We start from the raw sequence: 23,882 nt of genomic DNA, 5'->3' as shown, positions 1-23,882 counted from the left end.
TCTCCTAGGCTTCGCACGCTTCTGACGCTGGATTGACCAGCTTTTCAAGAGAGGCGCGATCCAATAATTTTGTGTCGAGTTTTATGTAGATGGCCGCCTCTTCAGCAACCACCACTGCATCTGTTACGCCTGCTACGGACATCAAACGCTCTGCCAGGCCTGCTTCACGCTGCGCCTGCGGCGACAACGGCAGACGTAGGCTGGTCACGTAAGGCGGTTCTCGCATGGTCACTGCAAAGGCGAGCCAGACGGCGGCCATGGCTGCACCACCAAGGAACACCACATCGAGCCCACCGTGCTGGAACAACCGGCCGCCCAGTATCCCACCTGCGGCCGAACCAAGAAACTGGCTGGTGGAATAAACTCCCATCGCCGTGCCTTTTCCGCCAGCCGGTGAAACCTTGCTGATCAGTGATGGCAGGGACGCTTCCAGCAGGTTGAACGCCGTGAAGAATACCACTGTCCCGATGACCAGTGCCCGCAACGTGTCGCCGTATGCCCAGAAGAATAGCTCAGCCAGCATTAAAACTGTGACGGCGCCCAGCAGAACGCGCTTCATTTGACGTTTCTTCTCGCCATAGATGATGAACGGGATCATCGCGAAGAAGGAAACCAGCAAGGCGGTCAGGTAGACCCACCAGTGCTCTTCCTTGGGCAAACCGGCTTTTTCGACCAGCGCCAGCGGCAAGGCCACGAAGCTGGACATGAGCATCGCATGCAACACAAAGATACCCAAATCCAGGCGTAGCAGGTCGGGATGACGCAAGGTTGCCCCAAGGGCCTGTCTGGCAACTCCGGATTCGCGGTGCATCAACGGGCCATTGGCCTTGGGCACCACAAATGCGACGATCAGAAGCCCCAGCAAGGCCATACCGCCTGTGGCCAGGAACAATCCCGAAAGACCGAAAATGCCGGTGATCACCGGGCCCACCACCATGGCGATGGCGAACGACAGACCAATGGTCATGCCGATCATGGCCATGGCCTTGGTGCGATGCTGTTCGCGGGTCAGGTCAGAGAGCAAGGCCATGACCGCGGCGGAAATCGCGCCGGCACCCTGCAGGATGCGCCCGGCGATGATTCCCCAGATCGAATCGGCATTTGCCGCCACCACGCTGCCAATCGCAAAAATGATCAGGCCGAGATAAATAACCGGTCGCCGTCCGATACGGTCGGAAATGATCCCGAACGGAATCTGCAGCACTGCCTGGGTCAGGCCATAAGCGCCAATCGCCAGACCGATCAATGCAGGGCTCGCGCCCGCCAGGTCCATGCCGTAGGTTGCCAGAACCGGCAAAACCATGAACATGCCAAGCATGCGGAACGCGAACACCAGGGCCAGACCGCCTGCTGCGCGGGTCTCGCCGCTACTCATACGCTCGCTGTGGGTATCGTGCATGGAATAACCTCGTGTGAACCGGCGGCGATTCTACCAGTCCCATCGTTGTACAGCACATACGCGACGCTTTGCCGCGTAATGGCTCGGAGCCTTATACTCCGTCGTTTATGCCCGCCAAGCGAGGCCGCAGTGGACAAGATCCTGATACGTGGGGCACGAACCCACAACCTGAAAAATATTGACCTGACACTTCCCCGCGACAAACTGATCGTTATCACCGGGCTCTCCGGCTCAGGCAAGTCTTCACTGGCTTTCGATACGCTGTACGCCGAAGGGCAACGCCGTTATGTCGAGTCGCTGTCTGCCTACGCCCGGCAGTTCCTGTCGATGATGGAAAAACCGGACGTCGACACGATCGAAGGTCTGTCGCCGGCGATTTCTATCGAGCAGAAGTCTACTTCTCATAATCCGCGCTCGACCGTGGGTACGATCACTGAAATCTACGACTACCTGCGTCTTTTGTATGCGCGCGTCGGCCAGCCTCGCTGCCCGGACCACGATATCCCGCTGGAAGCGCAGACCGTCAGCCAGATGGTCGATCTCGTGTTGACCCAGCCCGAAGGCAGCAAGTTGATGCTGCTTGCGCCGGTTATTCGTGAGCGCAAGGGTGAACATCTGTCGGTCTTTGAAGAGCTGCGCGCGCAAGGTTTTGTTCGCGCGCGGGTCAACGGCAAGCTGTGTGAGCTGGATGAGCTGCCGAAGCTGGACAAGCAGAAGAAGCACTCGATTGATGTGGTCGTGGACCGTTTCAAGGTCCGCGCCGATCTGCAGCAGCGTCTGGCCGAGTCCTTTGAAACCGCCTTGAAGCTGGCCGACGGCATTGCGCTGGTCGCGCCCATGGACGATGAACCGGGCGAAGAAGTGATTTTCTCTGCCCGCTTCGCCTGCCCGATCTGTGGCCATGCGATCAGCGAGCTGGAACCGAAGCTGTTCTCCTTCAACAACCCGGCCGGCGCATGCCCGACCTGCGACGGTCTGGGCGTAAAGCAGTTCTTTGATATCAAGCGGCTGGTAAATGCCGAGTTGACGCTTGCCGAAGGCGCGATACGAGGCTGGGACAGGCGTAACGTCTATTACTTCCAGATGCTGGGGTCGCTATCCAAGCACTACGGTTTCAGTCTGGAAGTGCCGTTCAAAGAAATCCCGGCCGACATGCAGAAAGTTCTGCTCAACGGCAGCGGCTCGCAGAGTGTCGACTTCCGCTATCTGAACGACCGCGGCGATATCGTCAAGCGCGCACACCCGTTCGAAGGCATCGTGCCGAATCTGGAACGTCGCTACCGGGAAACCGAATCAGCGACTGTGCGTGAAGAGCTGGCCAAGTTTCTGGGCACGCAGCCCTGCCCTGATTGCCGAGGTACCCGCTTGCGTCGTGAGGCGCGCCATGTGTGGGTAGGTGAAAAGACCTTGCCTGCGGTGACCAATCTGCCGATTGGCGACGCCACGCATTACTTCGAGACGCTCAAGCTGACCGGACGGCGCGGCGAAATTGCCGACAAGATTCTCAAGGAAATCCGTGAGCGTCTGCAGTTTCTGGTCAATGTCGGGCTGGATTACCTGACATTGGATCGCAGCGCGGACACTCTGTCCGGCGGTGAGGCTCAGCGTATCCGCCTGGCCAGCCAGATCGGCGCGGGCCTGGTCGGGGTGATGTACATCCTCGATGAGCCGTCCATTGGCCTGCACCAGCGCGATAACGATCGTTTGCTGGGCACGCTCAAGCACCTGCGCGACATAGGCAACACCGTGATTGTGGTCGAGCACGATGAAGATGCGATTCGCCTGGCCGACTATGTGGTCGACATCGGCCCGGGCGCGGGTGTGCATGGTGGTCATATCGTTGCCGAAGGTACGCCGGACGAAGTGATGTCGCATCCCGACTCACTGACCGGCAAGTACCTGTCGGGCCGTGTGAAGATTGCTGTACCCGCCAAGCGAACGCCGCGTAACAAGAAGCTCTCGCTGACGCTCAAAGGTGCGCGTGGCAACAACCTGCAGAACGTCAATCTCGATATTCCGATTGGTCTGCTGACCTGCGTGACGGGTGTTTCCGGGTCGGGCAAGTCGACGCTGATCAACAACACACTGTTTCCGCTGAGCGCTACGGCGTTGAACGGTGCCACGACGCTTGAGGCGGCCGCCCACGACAGCATCAATGGCCTGCAGCATCTGGACAAGGTCGTCGACATTGACCAGAGCCCTATTGGTCGTACGCCGCGCTCCAACCCGGCGACCTATACCGGGCTGTTCACGCCGATTCGTGAACTGTTTGCCGGTGTACCGGAATCGCGTTCACGGGGCTACGGTCCGGGCCGGTTCTCGTTCAACGTCAAGGGCGGACGCTGCGAGGCGTGCCAGGGCGACGGGCTGATCAAGGTCGAGATGCACTTTCTGCCGGACATCTACGTGCCCTGCGATGTGTGCAAGAGCAAGCGTTACAACCGCGAAACGCTTGAGATCAAGTACAAAGGCAAGAACGTACACGAAGTGCTGGAAATGACCATCGAGGAAGCTCGAGAGTTCTTCGACGCCGTTCCTGCACTGGCGCGCAAGCTACAAACCCTGATGGATGTAGGACTTTCCTATATCAAGCTGGGGCAATCGGCCACAACACTGTCAGGCGGTGAGGCGCAACGGGTCAAGCTGTCACGCGAGCTGTCCAAGCGCGACACTGGCAAAACGCTGTACATCCTCGACGAGCCGACCACGGGCCTGCACTTTGCGGATATTCAGCAGTTGCTGGATGTATTGCATCGCTTACGCGACCACGGCAACACGGTAGTGGTGATCGAGCACAACCTGGATGTCATCAAGACGGCGGACTGGCTGGTGGACCTGGGGCCGGAAGGCGGTTCAAGAGGCGGGCAGATCATTGCGACCGGCACACCTGAACAGGTCGCCGAGATGGAGCAGTCGTACACCGGGCATTACCTGAAGCCTCTGTTGATCAGAGACAGGGCTTAACCGGCATTGCGAAAACGGGTCTGGTTTCGGTCAGACCCAGGTACAAAAAAGCTCCTGTCACGCAAGTGCAGGAGCCTTTTTTATGGCTGCCGAATCAGAACTGCGATTGCAGGTAATTCTGCAGGCCGATGGACTTGATCAAGCCCATCTGCTGTTCAAGCCAATAAGTGTGGTCTTCTTCCGTATCGGCCAGTTGCACACGCAGGATTTCACGGGTCACGTAGTCACCGTGCAGCTCACAGAGCTCGATGCCCTTGCACAGCGCAGCACGAACCTTGTATTCCAGACGCAGATCGCTGGCGAGCATCTCAGGCACTGTGGTGCCGACGTCCAGATCATCCGGACGCATGCGTGGCGTGCCTTCAAGCATCAGGATACGACGCATCAGCGCATCAGCGTGTTGTGCCTCTTCTTCCATCTCGTGGTTGATACGCTCATAGAGCTTCGAAAAGCCCCAGTCTTCGTACATGCGTGAGTGAACGAAATATTGGTCACGAGCCGCCAGTTCGCCCGTGAGCAACGTGTTGAGATAATCGATTACTTCGGGGTGGCCTTGCATCGCACCAGACTCCTGCTTCAAAGCCGATAGTTTGAACCAAGCGCCGCGCAAGGTCACTGAGAAAAACGCAATAAACCGACGAAAAGTGGCGAAATTACGCCGTTAAGAAGCGAAAAACCGCCCAAATGAGGGCGGTTCTGTTTCTCACTTCGACTCAGCCCAGTTTTATACCCAGAGCGTTGGCAATGCCTTCCCCGTAGGCCGGATCAGCCTTGTAGAAATGCTGCAACTGACGCTGCACGATGTCACTGGAAACACCCCCCATCGCGCCGGCAATGTTACTGATCAGTAGCGCTTTTTGATCAGCGCTCATCAGGTTGAACAACTTGCCCGCCTGACTGTAGTAATCGCCGTCCACGCGATGATCATGACGACCTGCGGCACCACTCAAAGCCAGCGCAGGTTCTGCGTAGCGCGGATCTTCCTTCGGCGCATCCGAATAGCTGTTTGGCTCATAGTTCGGAGCCGCCCCGCCATTGGTACCGGAGGCCATCGACCCGTCACGCTGGTAGCTATGCACTGGGTTTCTCGGTGCATTGATCGGCAATTGCTGGTGATTGGTACCTACGCGATAGCGATGTGCATCGGCGTAAGCAAACACCCGCCCTTGCAGCATGCGGTCCGGTGACAAGCCAACCCCGGGCACCATATTGCTGGGACCAAACGCTGCTTGCTCAACCTCGGCAAAGTAGTTGAGCGGGTTACGGTTCAGCTCCAGTTCACCTACTTCAATCAGCGGATATTCCTTCTGCGACCAGGTCTTGGTCACGTCGAACGGGTTCTCGTGGTGGTTCGCAGCCTGGGCTTCGCTCATCAGCTGAATGCAGACCTGCCACTTGGGGAAGTCACCCCTCTCGATAGCAGTGAACAGATCGCGCTGGGCGTAATCGGGATCAGTACCCGCAATGCGCGCAGCCTCGTCTGGCGTGAGGTTCTTGATGCCCTGCCGGGTCTTGTAGTGCCACTTCACCCAATGACGCTCACCTGCTGCGCTGATCAGGCTGTACGTATGGCTACCAAAACCGTGCATGTGACGATAGCCGTCCGGAATGCCTCGGTCCGAGAACAGAATAGTGACCTGGTGCAGCGCTTCAGGCGAATGCGACCAGAAATCCCACATCATTTGCGGGCTTTTCAGGTTGGTTTGCGGAAGACGTTTCTGCGTGTGAATGAAGTCAGGAAATTTCAGAGGGTCACGGATAAAGAACACTGGCGTGTTGTTACCCACGATGTCCCAGTTACCTTCCTCGGTGTAAAACTTGATTGCAAAGCCGCGCGGATCACGTTCGGTGTCCGCCGAGCCACGCTCACCACCTACAGTGGAGAAACGCAGAAAAATCGGGGTCTGCTTGCCGACCGTGTCGAACAGCTTGGCGCTGCTGTATTGGCTGATATCACGGGTAACGGTGAACGTTCCATGAGCACCCGATCCTTTGGCGTGGACACGACGCTCCGGAATATTCTCACGATTGAAATGAGCGAGCTTTTCGATCAGGTGGAAATCATCGAGCAGTAAAGGACCACGCGGGCCTGCCGAGCGAGAATTCTGATTGTCGGCGACTGGTGCACCGCTGGCGGTCGTAAGGGTCTTCTGGCTCATGTAAGTCTTCCTCTGGTGTGTATAGCCGGTTGATTGGCTTGAGAGGAAGTATTGTGGAAAACTATTGCAGCGTCGAATTCATTAAGCCATGACTATCGATAGGTTTTTTAAATCCCAGACAACAAAAAACCGGGCGCAAGGCCCGGTTTCTTGTTCAAACTGATGTCTTATTCAGCGGCTTCTACAGAGCCACCGACAGGACGATCAACCAACTCGACGTACGCCATTGGCGCGTTGTCGCCAGCGCGGAAACCGCACTTGAGGATACGCAGGTAGCCGCCCTGACGGGTTGCATAGCGCTTGCCCAGATCGTTGAACAGCTTGCCGACGATTTCTTTCGAACGAGTACGGTCGAAAGCCAGACGACGGTTAGCAACGCTGTCTTCCTTGGCCAGGGTGATCAGCGGCTCGGCAACGCGACGCAGTTCCTTGGCTTTCGGCAGGGTAGTTTTGATCAGCTCGTGCTCGAACAGCGACACCGCCATGTTTTGAAACATGGCTTTACGGTGAGAGCTGGTACGGCTCAGGTGACGTCCACTTTTACGATGACGCATGGTTCATTCCTTACCAAACTCGCGTTCGGTGATTACGACGATCAGGCCGTAGCCTTGTCGTCCTTCTTAAGACTTGCCGGCGGCCAGTTGTCGAGGCGCATGCCGAGGGAGAGACCACGAGAAGCCAGAACGTCCTTGATCTCGGTCAAGGATTTCTTGCCCAGGTTCGGAGTCTTCAACAGCTCTACTTCGGTGCGCTGAATCAGATCGCCGATGTAGTAGATGTTCTCCGCCTTAAGGCAGTTGGCCGAACGCACGGTCAGTTCCAAATCGTCAACCGGACGAAGCAGGATCGGATCGATCTCGTCTTCCTGTTCGATTACCACTGGTTCGCTGTCGCCTTTGAGGTCCACGAACGCAGCCAGCTGCTGTTGCAGGATGGTTGCAGCGCGACGGATAGCCTCTTCAGGGTCCAGAGTACCGTTGGTTTCCAGATCAATAACCAGCTTGTCCAGGTTAGTACGCTGCTCGACACGGGCGTTTTCCACCACGTATGCGATACGACGAACCGGGCTGAACGAAGAATCAAGCTGCAAGCGACCAATGCTGCGGCTTTCGTCTTCATCGCTTTGACGCGAGTCTGCCGGCTCATAACCACGACCACGAGCTACGGTGAGCTTCATGTTCAAGACGCCGTTAGACGCCAGGTTAGCGATTACGTGATCGGGGTTAACGATCTCGACATCATGATCCAGCTGAATATCGGCAGCGGTAACCACCCCCGAACCCTTCTTCGACAAGGTCAGCGTAACTTCGTCTCGACCGTGCAGCTTGATAGCCAGACCTTTAAGGTTCAACAGGATTTCAATGACGTCTTCCTGTACACCTTCGATGGCGCTGTACTCATGGAGTACACCGTCAATCTCGGCCTCGACTACTGCACAGCCGGGCATGGAGGACAACAAAATGCGGCGAAGCGCGTTGCCCAGGGTATGGCCGAAACCACGCTCGAGAGGCTCGAGAGTGATCTTGGCGCGGGTTGGACTGACAACCTGCACATCAATATGGCGGGGTGTCAGGAACTCATTTACCGAAATCTGCATGGATGCACCTATTTTCTAGCCCTTACTTGGAGTAGAGCTCGACAATCAGGCTTTCGTTGATGTCGGCGGATAGATCACTGCGAGCTGGAACGTTCTTGAAAACGCCCGATTTCTTCTCAGTGTCTACTTCTACCCATTCTACGCGGCCACGTTGGGCACACAGATCGAGAGCCTGGACAATACGCAGCTGATTCTTAGCTTTTTCGCGGATAGCAACAACGTCGCCAGCACGAACCTGATAAGAAGGAACGTTAACGGTTTTGCCGTTTACGCTGACCGACTTGTGCGAAACCAATTGACGGGATTCGGCACGCGTCGAGCCGAAGCCCATGCGGTATACAACGTTGTCAAGACGGCATTCGAGCAGTTGCAGCAGGTTCTCGCCTGTTGCACCTTTCTTGCCGGCGGCTTCTTTGTAGTAGCCGCTGAACTGACGCTCGAGAACGCCGTAGATACGACGGACTTTTTGCTTTTCACGCAGCTGAGTACCGTAATCGGATTGGCGACCGCGGCGTTGGCCGTGGATACCTGGAGCTGCTTCGATGTTGCACTTGGATTCGATAGCGCGAACGCCGCTCTTCAGAAAGAGATCGGTGCCTTCACGACGAGCAAGTTTGCATTTTGGACCAATGTAACGAGCCATTTCTTACAGTCTCCTGGATTACACGCGGCGCTTCTTCGGCGGACGGCACCCGTTGTGCGGGATTGGCGTCACGTCGGTGATGCTGGCGATCTTATAGCCACAGCCGTTCAATGCACGGACAGCGGATTCACGACCTGGGCCTGGACCCTTGACATTGACGTCGAGGTTCTTCAGACCGTACTCCAGCGCAGCTTGGCCAGCACGCTCAGCAGCTACTTGAGCAGCGAACGGGGTGGACTTGCGCGAACCACGGAAACCCGAACCGCCGGAGGTAGCCCACGAAAGAGCGTTACCTTGACGATCGGTAATGGTGACGATTGTGTTGTTAAACGACGCGTGGATGTGGGCGATGCCATCAACCACTGTCTTTTTAACTTTTTTACGAGGACGAGCAGCAGGTTTTGCCATGACTAAATTCCTGTCGTTGCGCTGGTGCGGTTACTTGCGGATCGGCTTACGCGGACCTTTGCGAGTACGCGCGTTGGTCTTGGTACGCTGACCGCGTACTGGAAGACCACGACGATGACGCAGACCGCGGTAGCAGCCCAGGTCCATCAAGCGCTTGATTTTCATGTTGATTTCGCGACGCAGGTCACCTTCAGTGGTGAACTTCGCCACTTCGCCACGCAGCTGTTCAATCTGCTCGTCGCTCAGATCTTTGATTTTCACCGCTGGGTTTACACCGGTGGTTGCACAAATTTTCTGTGCAGTGGTGCGACCAACACCATAGATGTAGGTCAGCGAGATAACAGTATGCTTGTTATCTGGAATGTTAACGCCTGCAATACGGGCCATTCAGTGGGACTCCAATTGACAGCTACCTACGCCCCGGAAGCCAAGAAATAGGGCGCAAGATAATATCGCTGTAGTAACAAATAATCAACCCAGCAGCGCACTAGCTGCTGGGCTTAAGCACAAATCACAATCAGCCTTGGCGCTGCTTATGACGTGGTTCCGCGCTGCAAATTACTCGAACCACACCTTCGCGGCGAATAATCTTGCAGTTACGGCACAGCTTTTTCACCGATGCACGAACTTTCATCACCAACTCCTCGAACCTTAGGGGTGCTTCAGCGCAGCATACCGCCGCTGCCACCGTAGCCCTTCAGGTTGGCTTTCTTCATCAGGGATTCATACTGGTGCGAAACGAGGTGAGATTGCACTTGCGACATAAAGTCCATCACAACCACGACCACGATCAGCAACGAGGTCCCGCCAAGGTAGAACGGTACGTTTGCCGCAACCACCAGAAACTGGGGAAGCAGGCACACGGCCGTCATATATAGAGCACCGAACATGGTCAAGCGAGTCAAAACGCCATCAATATAGCGCGCCGACTGCTCGCCTGGACGAATACCCGGAATAAAGGCACCGGACTTCTTCAGGTTTTCCGCTACGTCTTTCGGATTGAACATCAACGCCGTATAGAAGAAGCAGAAGAAAATAATCCCTGCACTAAACAGCAGAATATTCAACGGCTGACCAGGAGCGATCGACTGCGAGATGTCCTGCAACCAGCCCAGACCTTCAGACTGACCAAACCAGGACCCCAACGAAGCCGGAAACAGCAAAATGCTGCTCGCGAAGATGGCTGGAATAACGCCAGCCATGTTCACTTTCAGCGGCAAGTGGCTTGTCTGTGCAGCGAAGACCTTGCGGCCCTGCTGACGCTTGGCGTAGTGAACAGCGATACGACGCTGACCACGCTCAATAAACACCACGAAACCGATGATCGCTACCGCCAGCAAACCGATAGCAACCAGAGCGAAGATGTTGATATCACCCTGACGCGCAGACTCGAAAGACTGCCCAATTGCTCTCGGAAGACCAGCGACGATACCTGCGAAGATCAACATCGAGATACCGTTGCCGACACCGCGCTCGGTAATCTGCTCGCCCAGCCACATCATGAACATCGCACCTGCCACGAAGGTAGTTACGGCCACAAAGTGGAAACCCAGGTCCCCAGAAAACGCGACGCCCTGACTCGCCAGGCCAACGGACATGCCGATAGCTTGAACAAGAGCCAGGACAACGGTGCCATAGCGGGTGTACTGGCTTATCTTGCGACGGCCAGCTTCACCTTCCTTCTTCAACTGCTCCAGTTGCGGGCTGACGGCGGTCATCAACTGCATGATGATCGATGCCGAAATGTACGGCATGATCCCCAATGCAAAGATGCTCATCCGTTCCAGCGCGCCACCGGAAAACATGTTGAACAAGCTAAGAATGGTCCCCTCATTCTGTCGAAACAGTTCTGCGAGTCGGTCAGGGTTAATACCTGGAACCGGGATGTGCGCGCCTATTCGGTAGACGATAATCGCCAGGAACAGAAAACGCAGACGAGCCCAGAGTTCAGACATACCGCCTTTGCCGAGCGCAGAGAGAGCACCTTGCTTAGCCATTTATTCCTCGAACTTGCCGCCAGCTGCTTCGATAGCCGCACGCGCACCTTTGGTGGCGGCGATACCCTTGATAGTGACAGCGCGAGTAACTTCGCCCGACAGCATGATTTTCACACGCTGAACGTTCTGGTTAATCACGTTGGCATCTTTCAAGGACTGCACAGTTACGATGTCGCCTTCCACTTTAGCCAGCTCGGACAGACGCACTTCTGCGCGGTCCATGGCTTTCAGGGAAACGAAACCGAATTTTGGCAGGCGACGATGCAGCGGCTGTTGGCCGCCCTCAAAGCCCGGAGCAATAGTGCCACCAGAGCGGGAGCTTTGACCTTTGTGGCCACGGCCACCGGTCTTGCCCAAACCGCTACCGATACCACGGCCCGGACGATGCTTTTCGCGACGGGAACCCGGCGCTGGACTCAGATCATTGAGTTTCATCGATTAACCCTCGACTCGCAGCATGTAGTAAGCCTTGTTGATCATCCCGCGATTTTCGGGAGTATCCAGGACTTCTACAGTGTGACCGATGCGACGCAGACCCAAACCCTTAATGCACAATCTGTGATTAGGGATGCGGCCGGTCATGCTTTTGATCAGCGTTACTTTAAAGGTAGCCATGATCAGATGATCTCCTCAACACGCTTGCCACGTTTGGCAGCGATCGACTCAGGAGACTGCATGCCCTTCAAACCCTTGAAAGTGGCGTGAACCACGTTTACCGGGTTAGTCGAACCGTAGCACTTGGCCAATACGTTCTGGACACCAGCAACTTCCAGCACTGCGCGCATAGCGCCGCCAGCGATGATACCGGTACCTTCAGAAGCAGGCTGCATGTACACCTTCGAGGCGCCATGAGCAGACTTCATTGCGTACTGCAGGGTAGTGCCGTTCAGATCAACCTGAATCATGTTGCGACGAGCAGCTTCCATCGCCTTCTGGATCGCAGCAGGCACTTCACGTGACTTGCCACGGCCGAAGCCAACGCGCCCTTTACCATCACCCACTACGGTCAACGCAGTGAAAGTGAAGATACGGCCGCCTTTTACGGTTTTGGCCACGCGGTTAACTTGAACCAGCTTCTCGATGTAGCCTTCGTCGCGTTTTTGGTCGTGATTTGACATAACTTAGAACTCCAGCCCGCCTTCACGAGCAGCATCAGCCAGCGCTTTGACACGGCCGTGGTACTTGAAGCCAGAACGGTCGAAAGCGACTTGCGATACACCCGCGGCTTTCGCGCGCTCGGCGACCAGCTTGCCAACCTTAGTGGCCGCGTCGATGTTGCCAGTGGCGCCATCACGCAGTTCTTTGTCCAAAGTCGAGGCGCTTGCCAGGACTTTGCTGCCGTCGGCCGAGATGACCTGGGCATAAATGTGCTGCGAAGAGCGGTGCACGCAGAGACGCACGACTTCCAGCTCGTGCATTTTCAGGCGTGCTTTGCGAGCGCGACGCAGTCGGGTAACTTTTTTGACGGTCATTTGCTATGCCCTACTTCTTCTTGGCTTCTTTACGGCGGACGACTTCGTCTGCGTAACGCACACCTTTGCCTTTGTAAGGCTCAGGACGGCGGAAGTCGCGGATCTCAGCGGCCACTTGACCAACCAACTGCTTATCGATACCGCGAATCAGGATATCGGTCTGGCTGGGGGTCTCAGCGGTGATGCCATTCGGCAATTCGTAGTCCACTGGGTGCGAGAAGCCAAGTGCAAGGTTCAGTACCGTGCCTTTTGCTTGCGCCTTGTAACCAACACCGACCAGCTGGAGCTTGCGCTCGAAGCCTTGGCTCACGCCTTGGACCATGTTGTTTACCAGTGCACGAGTGGTGCCTGCCATTGCGCGGGTTTGTTGATCGCCATTGCGAGCAGCGAAACGCAGCTCACCAGCTTCTTCAACAATCTCAACGGACGAATGGATGTTCAGTTCTAGAGTGCCCTTGGCACCCTTCACCGAAAGCAGCTGGCCGACGAGTTTGACTTCGACGCCGGATGGCAGCTTAACGGGGTTCTTAGCGACGCGTGACATGCTTACCCCCCCTTAGAACACAGTGCAAAGCACTTCGCCACCGACACCGGCAGCGCGCGCAGCACGATCCGTCATCACACCTTTACTGGTGGAGACGATAGACACACCAAGACCGCCACGAACTTTCGGCAGATCATCGGAGGACTTGTACTGACGCAAGCCTGGGCGGCTGACGCGCTTAACCTCTTCGATGACCGGACGGCCTTCGAAGTACTTAAGCTCGATGGACAGCGAGGATTTAACTTCGCTGCTGATCTGATAACCCGCAATGTAGCCTTCGTCCTTCAGGACTTTTGCTACAGCAACCTTCAACGTGGAAGATGGCATGCTTACGACGGGCTTTTCAGCCATCTGGGCATTACGGATACGAGTTAGCATGTCCGCTAACGGGTCCTGCATACTCATGGGCTAGACGCTCCTAAAACAAAATAATTAGCCTTGCGGCTACAGCTTGATCGCCGAGAACTTCCGGGCAAGTAAAAACACGGGCTCAGGCGAGCCGGCAATTCTAGTCCTACCCCGGAAATGAATCAAGCCCCAAAAGGGGCTTGATTCAAATTCAGGCCTCATCCCGACCGGCGACTTGCGTAGCCGGCGGAACGAAGCGAGAGGTGTCGCCTTACCAGCTGGCTTTAACCAGACCTGGAACGTCGCCACGCATTGCTGCTTCACGCAGCTTGTTACGGCCGAGGCCGAACTTGCGGTAGACGCCGTGTGGACGACCAGTGATGCGGCAACGGTTACGCATGCGCGCAGCGCTTGCGTCACGTGGTTGCTTCTGCAGGGCTACGGTCGCTTCCCAACGTGCTTCTGGACTTGCGTTCAGATCAACGATGATAGCTTTCAGCTCTGCACGCTTCTTGGCGTACTTGGCAACGGTGAGCTGACGCTTCAGCTCACGGTTTTTCATGCTCTTCTTGGCCATTTTCCTACTCCAATCAGTTGCGGAACGGGAATTTGAAAGCACGCAGCAATGCGCGGCCTTCGTCATCGTTCTTGGCAGTGGTGGTCAGGGTAATGTCCAGACCGCGGAGAGCATCGATCTTGTCGTAGTCGATTTCCGGGAAAATGATCTGCTCTTTCACGCCCATGCTGTAGTTACCACGACCATCGAAGGACTTGGCATTCAGGCCGCGGAAGTCGCGAACCCGAGGCAGGGAGATCGACAGCAGACGATCCAGGAATTCATACATACGATCGCGGCGCAGAGTCACTTTGACGCCGATCGGCCAACCTTCGCGGACTTTAAAGCCAGCGATGGATTTCCGAGCGTAAGTCACAACGACTTTTTGACCGGTGATCTTTTCCAGGTCAGCAACAGCGTGCTCGATGACTTTTTTGTCGCCGATCGCTTCGCCCAGACCCATGTTCAGGGTGATTTTGGTAACGCGCGGGACTTCCATCACGTTCGAAAGCTTAAGTTCTTCCTTAAGTTTCGGAGCGATTTCCTTCCGGTAAATCTCTTTTAGTCGTGCCATGGTCTTCTACCTAGCAGTGTTCAAGCATCAACCGCTTTTTGGGTCGACTTGAAGACACGAATTTTCTTGCCGTCTTCAACTTTGAAACCAACGCGGTCAGCCTTGTTGGTTGCGCCGTTGAAAATGGCGACGTTGGAAGCGTGCAGTGGCGCTTCTTTCTCGACGATACCGCCCTGTACGCCCGACATCGGGTTTGGCTTGGTATGACGCTTCACCAGGTTGATCCCACCAACGACCAGACGGTCGTCAGCGAGAACCTTGAGCACCTTACCGCGCTTACCTTTGTCTTTGCCGGCGATCACGATGATCTCGTCGTCACGACGAATCTTTTGCATGTCGGATCTCCTTAAAGCACTTCAGGGGCGAGCGAGACGATTTTCATGAACTTCTCAGTACGAAGTTCACGGGTCACTGGCCCAAAGATACGGGTACCGATCGGCTCTTGCTTGTTGTTCAACAGAACAGCAGCGTTGCCGTCAAAGCGGATGATGGAGCCGTCTGCACGACGAACACCGTGGCGAGTGCGGACTACAACTGCAGTCATCACCTGGCCTTTTTTCACCTTACCGCGCGGAATTGCTTCCTTGACGGTCACTTTGATGATGTCACCGATACCAGCGTAACGACGATGGGAGCCACCCAGCACCTTGATGCACATAACGCGGCGTGCGCCGCTGTTATCGGCCACATCGAGCATGGATTGAGTCTGAATCATATAATTTCTCCGACCCCTAGCCCTTAGACTTCCACAGCGCGTTCGAGGATATCAACCAACGCCCAAGACTTGGTCTTGGCTACCGGACGAGTTTCACGAATCGTGACCTTGTCGCCGATATGGCATTGGTTGGTTTCGTCGTGCGCGTGCAGCTTAGTCGAACGCTTAACGTATTTACCGTAGATCGGGTGCTTTACGCGACGCTCGATCAGAACGGTGATGGTCTTGTCCATCTTGTCGCTGACAACACGGCCAGTCAGCGTACGGACAGTTTTTTCGGCTTCAGCCATGATTACTTACCTGCCTGCTGGTTGAGCACAGTTTTCACGCGAGCGATGTCACGCTTAACTTGCGAGAGCAGATGAGACTGCCCCAACTGGCCAGTTGCTTTCTGCATACGCAGATTGAACTGGTCGCGCAGCAGGCCGAGCAGTTGCTCGTTCAGCTGCTGTGCTGATTTTTCACGAAGTTCATTCGCTTTCATCACATCACCGTCCGCTTAACAAAGGAGGTGGCGAGCGGCAGCTTTGCAGCAGCCAGGGCGAAAGCCTCACGCGCCAGCTCTTCAGTAACACCCTCGATTTCATACAGGACTTTGCCTGGCTGAATCTGGGCAACCCAGTACTCCACGTTACCCTTACCTTTACCCATCCGAACTTCGAGTGGCTTTTTGGTAACAGGCTTGTCCGGGAACACACGGATCCAGATCTTGCCGCCACGTTTAACGTGACGGGTCAGAGCACGACGCGCTGACTCGATCTGACGAGCGGTGAGACGACCACGAGCAACAGACTTCAGCGCGAACTCGCCGAAGCTGACTTTGCTACCGCGCAGTGCCAGACCACGGTTGTGGCCGGTCATCTGCTTACGGAACTTCGTACGCTTTGGTTGCAACATTTGGCGTACCCCTTACTTAGCAGCTTTTTTACGAGGCGCTGGTGCTTGTGGTTTCAGTTCTTCTTGGCGACCACCAATTACTTCGCCTTTGAAGATCCAAACCTTTACACCGATCACACCGTAAGTGGTGTGAGCTTCGTAGTTGGCATAGTCGATGTCGGCACGCAGGGTGTGCAGTGGCACACGACCTTCGCGATACCATTCAGTACGTGCGATTTCAGCACCGCCGAGACGACCGCTCACTTGGATTTTGATGCCTTTGGCACCAATGCGCATGGCGTTCTGAACAGCGCGCTTCATAGCGCGACGGAACATTACACGACGCTCCAGCTGCTGAGCTACGCTCTGCGCAACCAGCATACCGTCGAGCTCCGGCTTACGGATCTCTTCGATATTGATGTGCACAGGCACACCCATTTGCTTGGTCAGGTCCTGACGCAGTTTCTCAACATCTTCACCTTTCTTCCCGATAACGATACCTGGACGAGCGGTGTGGATGGTGATACGTGCTGTCTGAGCCGGACGATGGATATCGATACGGCTGACGGACGCGCTTTTTAATTTGTCTTGGAGGTACTCACGCACTTTCAGATCAGCGAACAAATAGTCCGCATAAGTCCGACCGTCTGCGTACCAGACGGAGGTGTGCTCCTTGACGATTCCCAGGCGAATGCCAATGGGATGTACTTTCTGACCCATCTCTTCGACTCCGTTACTTGTCAGCAACCTTGACAGTGATATGGCAAGACCGCTTGACGATGCGATCAGCACGGCCTTTAGCACGTGGCATGATGCGCTTCAGCGAACGCCCTTCGTTGACGAAAACGGTGGAGACCTTAAGGTCATCAACGTCTGCGCCTTCGTTATGCTCGGCGTTGGCTACAGCCGACTCCAGCACTTTCTTCAGGATCTCGGCGGCTTTCTTACTGCTGAAAGCCAACAGGTTGAGCGCTTCGCCCACCTTCTTCCCGCGGATCTGGTCGGCGACCAAGCGGGCTTTCTGGGCGGAGATTCGAGCGCCCGACAACTTAGCGGCTACTTCCATCGTTCCTTACCCCTTAACGCTTGGCTTTCTTGTCTGCCACGTGCCCACGATATGTGCGGGTACCGGCAAACTCGCCTAGTTTATGGCCGACCATGTCTTCGTTCACGAGAACTGGAACATGTTGACGACCGTTATGCACTGCAATGGTCAGACCGACCATTTGTGGCAGGATCATCGAACGACGCGACCAGGTTTTAACTGGTTTGCGATCGTTCTTTTCCGCCGCCACTTCGATCTTCTTCAGTAGGTGAAGATCAATAAAAGGACCTTTTTTCAGAGAACGTGGCACTGTCGTATCCCTCTATTTACTTGCGACGACGGACGATCATTTTGTCGGTACGCTTATTACCACGAGTCTTCGCGCCCTTAGTCGGGAAGCCCCACGGCGATACCGGATGACGACCACCAGAGGTACGACCTTCACCACCACCATGTGGGTGGTCAACCGGGTTCATGGCAACACCACGAACGGTTGGGCGAACGCCACGCCAGCGTTTGGCACCAGCTTTACCCAGCGAACGAAGGCTGTGCTCGGAGTTCGAGACTTCGCCAAGCGTTGCACGGCATTCAGACAGTACTTTACGCATTTCACCGGAGCGAAGACGCAGGGTTACGTACACACCTTCACGAGCGATCAGCTGTGCGGAAGCACCAGCGGAACGAGCGATTTGTGCGCCTTTACCTGGCTTCAGTTCGATGCCGTGTACGGTGCTACCAACTGGAATGTTGCGCAGTTGAAGAGCGTTGCCCGGCTTAATTGGTGCCAGAGCACCTGCAATCAGCTGGTCGCCAGCACTCACGCCTTTAGGGGCGATGATGTAGCGGCGCTCGCCGTCTGCGTAAAGCAGCAGAGCAATGTGAGCAGTACGGTTTGGATCGTATTCGATACGCTCGACGGTGGCAGCGATGCCATCCTTGTCGTTGCGACGGAAGTCGACCAGACGATAATGCTGCTTATGGCCACCACCGATATGACGGGTAGTAATACGACCATTGTTGTTACGACCACCAGACTTCGATTTTTTCTCGAGCAGCGGTGCGTGAGGAGCGCCTTTATGCAGCTCCTGGTTGACCACCTTGACCACAAAACGGCGGCCAGGGGAAGTCGGTTTGCATTTAACGATTGCCATGATGCACCCCTTCCTTACTCAGCACTGCTGCTGAAATCGAGATCTTGGCCTGGCTGAAGGGAGATAACTGCCTTCTTCCAGTCATTACGCTTGCCCAGACCGCGAGCAGTGCGCTTGCTCTTACCCAGAACGTTCAGGGTAGTAACACGCTCTACTTTCACGCTGAACAGGCTTTCGACGGCCTTCTTGATTTCCAGCTTGGTTGCGTCAGTAGCAACCTTGAAAACGAACTGACCTTTTTTGTCTGCAAGAACCGTAGCCTTTTCGGAAACGTGCGGGCCAAGCAGAACTTTAAATACGCGTTCCTGGTTCATCCCAGCAGCTCCTCGAATTTCTTCACGGCCGACACGGTGATCAACACCTTGTCGTATGCGATCAGACTAACTGGATCGGAACCTTGAACATCACGTACATCAACGTGTGGCAGGTTACGAGCAGCCAGGTACAGATTCTGGTCAACAGCGTCAGACACGATCAGGACGTCAGTCAGGCCCATGCCAGTCAGCTTGTTCAGCAGATCTTTGGTTTTCGGTGCTTCAACAGCGAAGTCCTGAACCACGACCAGACGATCAGTACGAACCAGTTCAGCAAGGATGGAGCGCAAAGCAGCGCGATACATCTTCTTGTTGAGCTTCTGAGTGTGATCCTGAGGACGAGCTGCGAAAGTGGTACCGCCGCCACGCCAGATTGGGCTACGGATAGTACCGGCACGAGCACGGCCAGTACCTTTCTGACGCCAAGGGCGCTTACCGCCACCACGAACGTCGGAACGGGTCTTTTGCTGCTTGCTGCCCTGACGACCGCCAGCCATGTAGGCCACGACTGCCTGGTGAACCAGCGTCTCGTTGAATTCGCCGCCAAATGTCAGTTCGGAAACTTCGATTGCCTGAGCGTCATTTACATTTAATTGCATGTCAGCTTCCCCTTAACCGCGAGCCTTGGCTGCCGGACGTACAACCAGGTTGCCGCCAGTAGCGCCAGGAACAGCACCCTTGACCAACAACAGATTGCGTTCAGCGTCCACGCACACTACTTCCAGGGACTGCACGGTCACGCGCTCAGCGCCCATATGACCGGACATTTTTTTGCCCTTGAATACACGACCAGGAGTCTGGCACTGGCCGATAGAGCCTGGGACGCGGTGGGAGACGGAGTTACCGTGGGTATTGTCTTGACCACGGAAATTCCAACGCTTGATCGTACCCTGGAAGCCTTTACCCTTGGACTGACCGGTTACATCAACCAGTTGACCAGCGGCGAAGATTTCAGCGTTGATCTGATCGCCAGCCTGGTAGTCGCCTTCTTCAAGACGGAATTCCATGACAGTACGACCGGCGGCAACGTTCGCCTTAGCGAAGTGGCCAGCCTGAGCGGCTGTAACACGCGAAGCGCGACGCTCGCCGACAGTGACTTGCACTGCACGATAGCCATCGGTTTCTTCGGTTTTGAACTGAGTGACGCGACTCGGCTCGATCTCAATGACCGTGACCGGAATGGAGACACCTTCTTCGGTGAAAATACGGGTCATACCGCATTTACGACCGACTACACCAATAGTCATGTTGTAAACCTCATGAGTGTACGGGGCTTTCACCCGCTATGGCCGCCCATTTCAGAGCGTTACACGACTAAGACCCAAGTCTTAGCCGAGGCTGATCTGAACTTCCACACCGGCCGCAAGATCAAGCTTCATAAGCGCATCAACGGTTTTTTCCGTTGGCTGAACAATGTCCAGAACACGCTTGTGAGTACGGATCTCATACTGGTCGCGCGCGTCTTTGTTGACGTGCGGAGAAACCAGAACGGTGAACCGCTCTTTACGAGTCGGCAGTGGAATCGGACCACGCACCTGTGCACCAGTACGTTTCGCGGTTTCCACGATTTCCTGGGTTGATTGGTCGATCAGGCGATGGTCAAAAGCCTTCAACCTGATACGGATTTGCTGGTTTTGCATTGGATTCAGACTCCAGATTGCTGTTCCCACCGAGCGCAATACGCCCGTTAAAAGGAGGCGCAATTCTATAGACGACCTCACTAGGTGTCAACCCAATAAAAAAGCCCCCGCGTTGCGGGGGCTCTTTTTGGGAATCAACGCTTACGCGATGATTTTGGCCACGACGCCAGCGCCGACGGTACGACCGCCTTCACGGATTGCGAAACGCAGACCATCTTCCATTGCGATTGGCTTGATCAGGGTAACGGAAACTTTAACGTTATCACCTGGCATAACCATTTCTACGCCTTCCGGCAGTTCGCAGCTACCAGTTACGTCGGTAGTACGGAAGTAGAACTGTGGACGGTAGCCTTTGAAGAACGGAGTGTGACGACCGCCTTCTTCTTTGCTCAGAACGTAGATTTCAGCTTCGAACTGAGTGTGCGGCTTGACGGTGCCTGGCTTGACCAGAACCTGGCCACGCTCAACGTCGTCACGCTTGGTACCACGCAGCAGAACGCCGCAGTTCTCGCCAGCACGACCTTCGTCGAGCAACTTACGGAACATTTCAACACCGGTGCAGGTGGTGACGGTAGTGTCACGCAGACCAACGATTTCCAGTGGATCCTGAACCTTGACGATACCGCGCTCAATACGACCAGTCACAACAGTACCGCGACCGGAGATCGAGAACACGTCTTCGATTGGCATCAGGAACGGCTTGTCGGTCAGACGAACTGGTTCTGGAATGTAGGAGTCCAGTGTTTCAACCAGTTTACGAACGGCAGTGGTGCCCATTTCGTTGTCGTCTTTACCTTCCAGAGCCATACGAGCAGAACCGATGATGATCGGAGTGTCGTCGCCTGGGAAGTCGTAAGTGCTCAGCAGATCGCGCACTTCCATCTCAACCAGTTCCAGCAGCTCAGCGTCGTCTACCAGGTCAGCCTTGTTCAGGAAAACCACGATGTACGGAACGCCAACCTGACGGGACAGCAGGATGTGCTCACGGGTTTGTGGCATCGGACCATCAGCGGCCGAACAAACCAGAATCGCGCCGTCCATCTGGGCAGCACCGGTGATCATGTTCTTCACGTAGTCAGCGTGACCTGGGCAGTCAACGTGAGCGTAGTGACGGATCAACGATTTGTATTCAACGTGCGCGGTATTGATGGTAATACCACGAGCTTTCTCTTCCGGTGCGCTGTCGATCTTGTCGAATTCAACAGCAGCCGAACCGAAAACTTCGGAGCAGACGCGAGTCAGAGCAGCGGTCAGCGTGGTTTTACCGTGGTCAACGTGACCAATGGTGCCAACGTTGACGTGCGGGAGGGAACGATCAAATTTTTCTTTAGCCACGACAAATAACTCCTAGCCTAAAGGCGCTGAATCAGCCTTGTTTTTTGGTTACAGTTTCGACGATGTGCGACGGAGCTGTATTGTATTTTTTGAATTCCATAGAGTAGCTTGCGCGACCCTGAGACATGGAGCGAACGTCGGTCGCATAACCGAACATCTCACCCAACGGAACCTCGGCACGAATTACTTTGCCGGAAACCGTATCTTCCATACCCAGGATCATGCCGCGACGGCGGTTAAGGTCGCCCATCACGTCACCCATATAGTCTTCAGGCGTAACAACCTCTACCGCCATGATCGGCTCAAGCAACTCACCACCGCCCTTCTGGGCCAGTTGCTTGGTCGCCATGGAAGCAGCCACCTTAAACGCCATCTCGTTCGAGTCGACGTCATGGTAGGAACCATCAAACACGGTAGCCTTCAGGCCGATCAGCGGATAGCCGGCAACAACGCCGTTCTTCATCTGCTCTTCGATACCCTTCTGGATAGCCGGGATGTATTCCTTGGGAACAACACCACCTACCACTTCGTTTACGAATTGCAGACCTTCCTGACCTTCGTCAGCAGGTGCAAAACGGATCCAGCAGTGACCGAACTGGCCACGACCGCCGGATTGACGAACGAACTTGCCTTCGATTTCACAATTCTTCGTGATGCGCTCACGATAGGAAACCTGAGGCTTGCCGATGTTGGCTTCGACGTTGAACTCACGGCGCATCCGGTCAACCAGGATGTCCAGGTGCAGCTCGCCCATGCCAGAGATGATCGTTTGACCAGTCTCTTCATCAGTCTTGACGCGGAAAGAAGGGTCTTCCTGAGCAAGTTTGCCCAGAGCGATACCCATTTTTTCCTGGTCATCCTTGGTTTTTGGCTCAACGGCAACCGAAATAACCGGCTCCGGGAAGTCCATGCGAACCAGGATGATTGGCTTGTCAGCGTTGCACAAGGTTTCACCAGTGGTGACGTCCTTCATGCCGATCAAGGCCGCGATGTCACCAGCGCGAACTTCCTTGATTTCTTCGCGGGCGTTTGCGTGCATTTGCACCATACGACCCACACGCTCTTTCTTGCCTTTCACCGAGTTGATCACGCCGTCGCCGGATGCCAACACGCCCGAGTAAACGCGGACGAAAGTCAAGGTACCCACGAATGGGTCGGTAGCGATCTTGAACGCCAAAGCCGAGAACGGCTCGTTGTCGTCTGCATGACGCTCCATCAGGACTTCTTCGTTATCAGGATCGGAACCCTTGATAGCTGGAATGTCGGTCGGAGCCGGCAGGTAGTCGATCACGGCGTCGAGAACCAGGGGAACACCCTTGTTCTTGAAGGAAGAACCGCAAACAGCAAGAACGATCTCACCAGCGATAGTACGCTGACGCAGAGCGGCCTTGATTTCCTCGTTGGTGAGCTCTTCACCTTCGAGGTATTTGTTCATCAGCTCTTCGCTGGCTTCGGCAGCAGCCTCAACCATGTTGCTGCGCCACTCATCAGCCAGTTCCTGCAGCTCGGCAGGGATAGGCTCACGACGTGGAACCATACCCTTGTCGGCATCGTTCCAGTAAACAGCTTCCATGGACATCAGATCGATCTGACCCTGGAAGTTGTCTTCGGCACCAATGGCCAACTGGATCGGTACCGGGGTGTGACCCAGGCGCTGCTTGATCTGAGCGATTACGCGCAGAAAGTTTGCACCAGCACGGTCCATCTTGTTCACGTAAACGATACGTGGAACACCGTACTTGTTGGCCTGACGCCATACGGTTTCGGACTGCGGCTCTACGCCGGAAGTGCCACAGAACACAACGACCGCGCCATCGAGTACACGCAGGGAACGCTCAACTTCAATGGTGAAGTCAACGTGGCCCGGGGTGTCAATAACGTTGAAACGGTATTGGTCTTTGTGTTGCTTCTCGGAACCCTGCCAGAAGGCAGTAATAGCAGCAGAAGTAATGGTAATACCACGCTCCTGCTCCTGAACCATCCAGTCCGTGGTCGCGGCGCCGTCATGCACCTCGCCCATTTTGTGGCTTTTGCCGGTGTAAAAAAGGACGCGCTCGGTGGTGGTGGTTTTACCAGCATCCACGTGAGCAACGATACCAATGTTACGGTAGCGGCCAATCGGAGTAGTACGAGCCATAAAGCCCT

The 23,882-nt window shown here is 55.3% G+C and carries 34 protein-coding genes; 1 reads left to right on the top strand and 33 read right to left on the bottom strand.

All coding sequences use genetic code 11. From position 1 onward, the window contains the following. Window positions 1-4: 4 nt before the first annotated feature. Window positions 5-1,399, bottom strand: coding sequence for an MFS transporter (locus LJU29_RS03355; RefSeq protein WP_257111639.1), 1,395 nt, complete (start codon window positions 1,397-1,399; stop codon window positions 5-7). Between the two features lie 129 nt (window positions 1,400-1,528). Here LJU29_RS03355 and uvrA point away from each other — a divergent pair, with 129 nt between their 5' ends. Continuing rightward, window positions 1,529-4,363, top strand: coding sequence for an excinuclease ABC subunit UvrA (uvrA, locus tag LJU29_RS03350; protein ID WP_002555460.1), 2,835 nt, complete (start codon window positions 1,529-1,531; stop codon window positions 4,361-4,363). Window positions 4,364-4,457: 94 nt separating this feature from the next. On the opposite strand, the gene bfr is transcribed toward uvrA, so the two are convergent. From bfr to fusA, 32 genes are all read right to left on the bottom strand, one after another. Further along, the gene (bfr, locus tag LJU29_RS03345; RefSeq protein WP_002555461.1) at window positions 4,458-4,922 is read right to left on the bottom strand and encodes a bacterioferritin; all 465 of its coding nucleotides are present in this window, start codon (window positions 4,920-4,922) and stop codon (window positions 4,458-4,460) included. Between the two features lie 154 nt (window positions 4,923-5,076). After that, window positions 5,077-6,522, bottom strand: a complete 1,446-nt coding sequence (locus LJU29_RS03340; RefSeq protein WP_257111638.1) for a catalase — start codon at window positions 6,520-6,522, stop codon at window positions 5,077-5,079. Window positions 6,523-6,689: 167 nt separating this feature from the next. Continuing rightward, entirely contained in the window at window positions 6,690-7,076 is a 387-nt protein-coding gene (gene rplQ / locus LJU29_RS03335; protein ID WP_002555463.1) for a 50S ribosomal protein L17, read from the bottom strand. 41 nt (window positions 7,077-7,117) lie between these two features. Continuing rightward, window positions 7,118-8,119 (bottom strand): DNA-directed RNA polymerase subunit alpha, encoded by a 1,002-nt coding sequence (locus LJU29_RS03330; protein WP_002555464.1) that lies wholly within the window; start codon window positions 8,117-8,119, stop codon window positions 7,118-7,120. 22 nt (window positions 8,120-8,141) lie between these two features. Beyond that, on the bottom strand, window positions 8,142-8,762 hold the full coding sequence (gene rpsD / locus LJU29_RS03325; protein ID WP_002555465.1) for a 30S ribosomal protein S4: 621 nt from the start codon (window positions 8,760-8,762) through the stop codon (window positions 8,142-8,144). An 18-nt stretch (window positions 8,763-8,780) separates the two neighbouring features. Beyond that, a complete protein-coding gene (gene rpsK / locus LJU29_RS03320; RefSeq protein ID WP_002555466.1) occupies window positions 8,781-9,170 on the bottom strand; it encodes a 30S ribosomal protein S11 in 390 nt (129 codons plus the stop codon). 30 nt (window positions 9,171-9,200) lie between these two features. After that, entirely contained in the window at window positions 9,201-9,557 is a 357-nt protein-coding gene (rpsM, locus tag LJU29_RS03315; RefSeq protein WP_002555467.1) for a 30S ribosomal protein S13, read from the bottom strand. A gap of 130 nt (window positions 9,558-9,687) precedes the next feature. Then, a complete protein-coding gene (gene rpmJ / locus LJU29_RS03310) occupies window positions 9,688-9,804 on the bottom strand; it encodes a 50S ribosomal protein L36 (protein ID WP_002555468.1) in 117 nt (38 codons plus the stop codon). A 28-nt stretch (window positions 9,805-9,832) separates the two neighbouring features. Beyond that, on the bottom strand, window positions 9,833-11,167 hold the full coding sequence (secY, locus tag LJU29_RS03305) for a preprotein translocase subunit SecY (RefSeq protein WP_002555469.1): 1,335 nt from the start codon (window positions 11,165-11,167) through the stop codon (window positions 9,833-9,835). Then, entirely contained in the window at window positions 11,168-11,602 is a 435-nt protein-coding gene (gene rplO / locus LJU29_RS03300) for a 50S ribosomal protein L15 (protein WP_002555470.1), read from the bottom strand. Between the two features lie 3 nt (window positions 11,603-11,605). After that, the gene (rpmD, locus tag LJU29_RS03295; RefSeq protein ID WP_257111637.1) at window positions 11,606-11,782 is read right to left on the bottom strand and encodes a 50S ribosomal protein L30; all 177 of its coding nucleotides are present in this window, start codon (window positions 11,780-11,782) and stop codon (window positions 11,606-11,608) included. 2 nt (window positions 11,783-11,784) lie between these two features. Next, on the bottom strand, window positions 11,785-12,285 hold the full coding sequence (gene rpsE / locus LJU29_RS03290) for a 30S ribosomal protein S5 (protein ID WP_003317099.1): 501 nt from the start codon (window positions 12,283-12,285) through the stop codon (window positions 11,785-11,787). A 3-nt stretch (window positions 12,286-12,288) separates the two neighbouring features. After that, window positions 12,289-12,639: a 50S ribosomal protein L18 gene (rplR, locus tag LJU29_RS03285; protein ID WP_002555473.1), complete on the bottom strand. Its 351-nt coding sequence runs from the start codon at window positions 12,637-12,639 to the stop codon at window positions 12,289-12,291. A gap of 10 nt (window positions 12,640-12,649) precedes the next feature. Further along, entirely contained in the window at window positions 12,650-13,183 is a 534-nt protein-coding gene (gene rplF, locus LJU29_RS03280; protein ID WP_002555474.1) for a 50S ribosomal protein L6, read from the bottom strand. Window positions 13,184-13,195: 12 nt separating this feature from the next. Next, on the bottom strand, window positions 13,196-13,588 hold the full coding sequence (gene rpsH / locus LJU29_RS03275; protein WP_002555475.1) for a 30S ribosomal protein S8: 393 nt from the start codon (window positions 13,586-13,588) through the stop codon (window positions 13,196-13,198). Between the two features lie 214 nt (window positions 13,589-13,802). Beyond that, the gene (gene rpsN / locus LJU29_RS03270) at window positions 13,803-14,108 is read right to left on the bottom strand and encodes a 30S ribosomal protein S14 (RefSeq protein WP_002555476.1); all 306 of its coding nucleotides are present in this window, start codon (window positions 14,106-14,108) and stop codon (window positions 13,803-13,805) included. Between the two features lie 13 nt (window positions 14,109-14,121). Next, the gene (gene rplE, locus LJU29_RS03265; RefSeq protein WP_002555477.1) at window positions 14,122-14,661 is read right to left on the bottom strand and encodes a 50S ribosomal protein L5; all 540 of its coding nucleotides are present in this window, start codon (window positions 14,659-14,661) and stop codon (window positions 14,122-14,124) included. A gap of 20 nt (window positions 14,662-14,681) precedes the next feature. Continuing rightward, window positions 14,682-14,996: a 50S ribosomal protein L24 gene (gene rplX, locus LJU29_RS03260; protein ID WP_002555478.1), complete on the bottom strand. Its 315-nt coding sequence runs from the start codon at window positions 14,994-14,996 to the stop codon at window positions 14,682-14,684. 11 nt (window positions 14,997-15,007) lie between these two features. Continuing rightward, window positions 15,008-15,376 (bottom strand): 50S ribosomal protein L14, encoded by a 369-nt coding sequence (rplN, locus tag LJU29_RS03255; RefSeq protein ID WP_002555479.1) that lies wholly within the window; start codon window positions 15,374-15,376, stop codon window positions 15,008-15,010. A gap of 23 nt (window positions 15,377-15,399) precedes the next feature. Then, a complete protein-coding gene (rpsQ, locus tag LJU29_RS03250; protein ID WP_002555480.1) occupies window positions 15,400-15,666 on the bottom strand; it encodes a 30S ribosomal protein S17 in 267 nt (88 codons plus the stop codon). 2 nt (window positions 15,667-15,668) lie between these two features. Then, window positions 15,669-15,860 (bottom strand): 50S ribosomal protein L29, encoded by a 192-nt coding sequence (rpmC, locus tag LJU29_RS03245; RefSeq protein ID WP_002555481.1) that lies wholly within the window; start codon window positions 15,858-15,860, stop codon window positions 15,669-15,671. Continuing rightward, window positions 15,860-16,273, bottom strand: coding sequence for a 50S ribosomal protein L16 (gene rplP, locus LJU29_RS03240; RefSeq protein ID WP_002555482.1), 414 nt, complete (start codon window positions 16,271-16,273; stop codon window positions 15,860-15,862). Before rplP ends, rpmC begins: the two co-directional genes overlap by 1 nt. Window positions 16,274-16,285: 12 nt before the next feature. After that, the gene (rpsC, locus tag LJU29_RS03235) at window positions 16,286-16,972 is read right to left on the bottom strand and encodes a 30S ribosomal protein S3 (RefSeq protein WP_003176422.1); all 687 of its coding nucleotides are present in this window, start codon (window positions 16,970-16,972) and stop codon (window positions 16,286-16,288) included. 13 nt (window positions 16,973-16,985) lie between these two features. Further along, window positions 16,986-17,318, bottom strand: a complete 333-nt coding sequence (rplV, locus tag LJU29_RS03230) for a 50S ribosomal protein L22 (RefSeq protein ID WP_002555485.1) — start codon at window positions 17,316-17,318, stop codon at window positions 16,986-16,988. 13 nt (window positions 17,319-17,331) lie between these two features. Further along, on the bottom strand, window positions 17,332-17,607 hold the full coding sequence (gene rpsS / locus LJU29_RS03225) for a 30S ribosomal protein S19 (protein ID WP_002555486.1): 276 nt from the start codon (window positions 17,605-17,607) through the stop codon (window positions 17,332-17,334). A 16-nt stretch (window positions 17,608-17,623) separates the two neighbouring features. After that, window positions 17,624-18,448 (bottom strand): 50S ribosomal protein L2, encoded by an 825-nt coding sequence (rplB, locus tag LJU29_RS03220; protein ID WP_003317104.1) that lies wholly within the window; start codon window positions 18,446-18,448, stop codon window positions 17,624-17,626. Window positions 18,449-18,462: 14 nt separating this feature from the next. Next, a complete protein-coding gene (gene rplW / locus LJU29_RS03215; protein WP_002555488.1) occupies window positions 18,463-18,762 on the bottom strand; it encodes a 50S ribosomal protein L23 in 300 nt (99 codons plus the stop codon). Further along, window positions 18,759-19,361 carry a 50S ribosomal protein L4 gene (gene rplD, locus LJU29_RS03210; RefSeq protein ID WP_002555489.1) on the bottom strand — a complete coding sequence of 201 codons (603 nt, stop codon included), beginning with the start codon at window positions 19,359-19,361 and terminating at the stop codon, window positions 18,759-18,761. The genes rplW and rplD overlap by 4 nt, the downstream gene beginning before the upstream one ends. A 12-nt stretch (window positions 19,362-19,373) precedes the next feature. Continuing rightward, the gene (gene rplC, locus LJU29_RS03205) at window positions 19,374-20,009 is read right to left on the bottom strand and encodes a 50S ribosomal protein L3 (protein WP_257111636.1); all 636 of its coding nucleotides are present in this window, start codon (window positions 20,007-20,009) and stop codon (window positions 19,374-19,376) included. An 81-nt stretch (window positions 20,010-20,090) separates the two neighbouring features. Continuing rightward, window positions 20,091-20,402: a 30S ribosomal protein S10 gene (gene rpsJ, locus LJU29_RS03200; protein WP_002555491.1), complete on the bottom strand. Its 312-nt coding sequence runs from the start codon at window positions 20,400-20,402 to the stop codon at window positions 20,091-20,093. A 141-nt stretch (window positions 20,403-20,543) separates the two neighbouring features. Next, the gene (gene tuf, locus LJU29_RS03195) at window positions 20,544-21,737 is read right to left on the bottom strand and encodes an elongation factor Tu (RefSeq protein WP_003369027.1); all 1,194 of its coding nucleotides are present in this window, start codon (window positions 21,735-21,737) and stop codon (window positions 20,544-20,546) included. 31 nt (window positions 21,738-21,768) lie between these two features. After that, window positions 21,769-23,874 (bottom strand): elongation factor G, encoded by a 2,106-nt coding sequence (gene fusA, locus LJU29_RS03190; protein WP_004666356.1) that lies wholly within the window; start codon window positions 23,872-23,874, stop codon window positions 21,769-21,771. Window positions 23,875-23,882 lie beyond the last annotated feature (8 nt).

It is taken from the genome of Pseudomonas ficuserectae (assembly GCF_024584585.1).
GTDB lineage: Bacteria > Pseudomonadota > Gammaproteobacteria > Pseudomonadales > Pseudomonadaceae > Aquipseudomonas > Aquipseudomonas amygdali.
The sequence above is the reverse complement of the archived record's forward strand: the minus strand, read 5'-3'. Positions and strand labels throughout refer to the sequence as shown.

Coding starts and splice junctions, on each gene's coding strand:
- LJU29_RS03355 (WP_257111639.1), bottom strand. CDS start 1,399: ATGCACGATACCCACAGCGAGCGTATGAGTAGCGGCGAGACCCGCGCA.
- bfr (WP_002555461.1), bottom strand. CDS start 4,922: ATGCAAGGCCACCCCGAAGTAATCGATTATCTCAACACGTTGCTCACG.
- LJU29_RS03340 (WP_257111638.1), bottom strand. CDS start 6,522: ATGAGCCAGAAGACCCTTACGACCGCCAGCGGTGCACCAGTCGCCGAC.
- rplQ (WP_002555463.1), bottom strand. CDS start 7,076: ATGCGTCATCGTAAAAGTGGACGTCACCTGAGCCGTACCAGCTCTCAC.
- LJU29_RS03330 (WP_002555464.1), bottom strand. CDS start 8,119: ATGCAGATTTCGGTAAATGAGTTCCTGACACCCCGCCATATTGATGTG.
- rpsD (WP_002555465.1), bottom strand. CDS start 8,762: ATGGCTCGTTACATTGGTCCAAAATGCAAACTTGCTCGTCGTGAAGGC.
- rpsK (WP_002555466.1), bottom strand. CDS start 9,170: ATGGCAAAACCTGCTGCTCGTCCTCGTAAAAAAGTTAAAAAGACAGTG.
- rpsM (WP_002555467.1), bottom strand. CDS start 9,557: ATGGCCCGTATTGCAGGCGTTAACATTCCAGATAACAAGCATACTGTT.
- rpmJ (WP_002555468.1), bottom strand. CDS start 9,804: ATGAAAGTTCGTGCATCGGTGAAAAAGCTGTGCCGTAACTGCAAGATT.
- secY (WP_002555469.1), bottom strand. CDS start 11,167: ATGGCTAAGCAAGGTGCTCTCTCTGCGCTCGGCAAAGGCGGTATGTCT.
- rplO (WP_002555470.1), bottom strand. CDS start 11,602: ATGAAACTCAATGATCTGAGTCCAGCGCCGGGTTCCCGTCGCGAAAAG.
- rpmD (WP_257111637.1), bottom strand. CDS start 11,782: ATGGCTACCTTTAAAGTAACGCTGATCAAAAGCATGACCGGCCGCATC.
- rpsE (WP_003317099.1), bottom strand. CDS start 12,285: ATGTCAAATCACGACCAAAAACGCGACGAAGGCTACATCGAGAAGCTG.
- rplR (WP_002555473.1), bottom strand. CDS start 12,639: ATGACCGTCAAAAAAGTTACCCGACTGCGTCGCGCTCGCAAAGCACGC.
- rplF (WP_002555474.1), bottom strand. CDS start 13,183: ATGTCACGCGTCGCTAAGAACCCCGTTAAGCTGCCATCCGGCGTCGAA.
- rpsH (WP_002555475.1), bottom strand. CDS start 13,588: ATGAGTATGCAGGACCCGTTAGCGGACATGCTAACTCGTATCCGTAAT.
- rpsN (WP_002555476.1), bottom strand. CDS start 14,108: ATGGCCAAGAAGAGCATGAAAAACCGTGAGCTGAAGCGTCAGCTCACC.
- rplE (WP_002555477.1), bottom strand. CDS start 14,661: ATGGCACGACTAAAAGAGATTTACCGGAAGGAAATCGCTCCGAAACTT.
- rplX (WP_002555478.1), bottom strand. CDS start 14,996: ATGCAAAAGATTCGTCGTGACGACGAGATCATCGTGATCGCCGGCAAA.
- rplN (WP_002555479.1), bottom strand. CDS start 15,376: ATGATTCAGACTCAATCCATGCTCGATGTGGCCGATAACAGCGGCGCA.
- rpsQ (WP_002555480.1), bottom strand. CDS start 15,666: ATGGCTGAAGCCGAAAAAACTGTCCGTACGCTGACTGGCCGTGTTGTC.
- rpmC (WP_002555481.1), bottom strand. CDS start 15,860: ATGAAAGCGAATGAACTTCGTGAAAAATCAGCACAGCAGCTGAACGAG.
- rplP (WP_002555482.1), bottom strand. CDS start 16,273: ATGTTGCAACCAAAGCGTACGAAGTTCCGTAAGCAGATGACCGGCCAC.
- rpsC (WP_003176422.1), bottom strand. CDS start 16,972: ATGGGTCAGAAAGTACATCCCATTGGCATTCGCCTGGGAATCGTCAAG.
- rplV (WP_002555485.1), bottom strand. CDS start 17,318: ATGGAAGTAGCCGCTAAGTTGTCGGGCGCTCGAATCTCCGCCCAGAAA.
- rplB (WP_003317104.1), bottom strand. CDS start 18,448: ATGGCAATCGTTAAATGCAAACCGACTTCCCCTGGCCGCCGTTTTGTG.
- rplW (WP_002555488.1), bottom strand. CDS start 18,762: ATGAACCAGGAACGCGTATTTAAAGTTCTGCTTGGCCCGCACGTTTCC.
- rplD (WP_002555489.1), bottom strand. CDS start 19,361: ATGCAATTAAATGTAAATGACGCTCAGGCAATCGAAGTTTCCGAACTG.
- rplC (WP_257111636.1), bottom strand. CDS start 20,009: ATGACTATTGGTGTAGTCGGTCGTAAATGCGGTATGACCCGTATTTTC.
- rpsJ (WP_002555491.1), bottom strand. CDS start 20,402: ATGCAAAACCAGCAAATCCGTATCAGGTTGAAGGCTTTTGACCATCGC.
- fusA (WP_004666356.1), bottom strand. CDS start 23,874: ATGGCTCGTACTACTCCGATTGGCCGCTACCGTAACATTGGTATCGTT.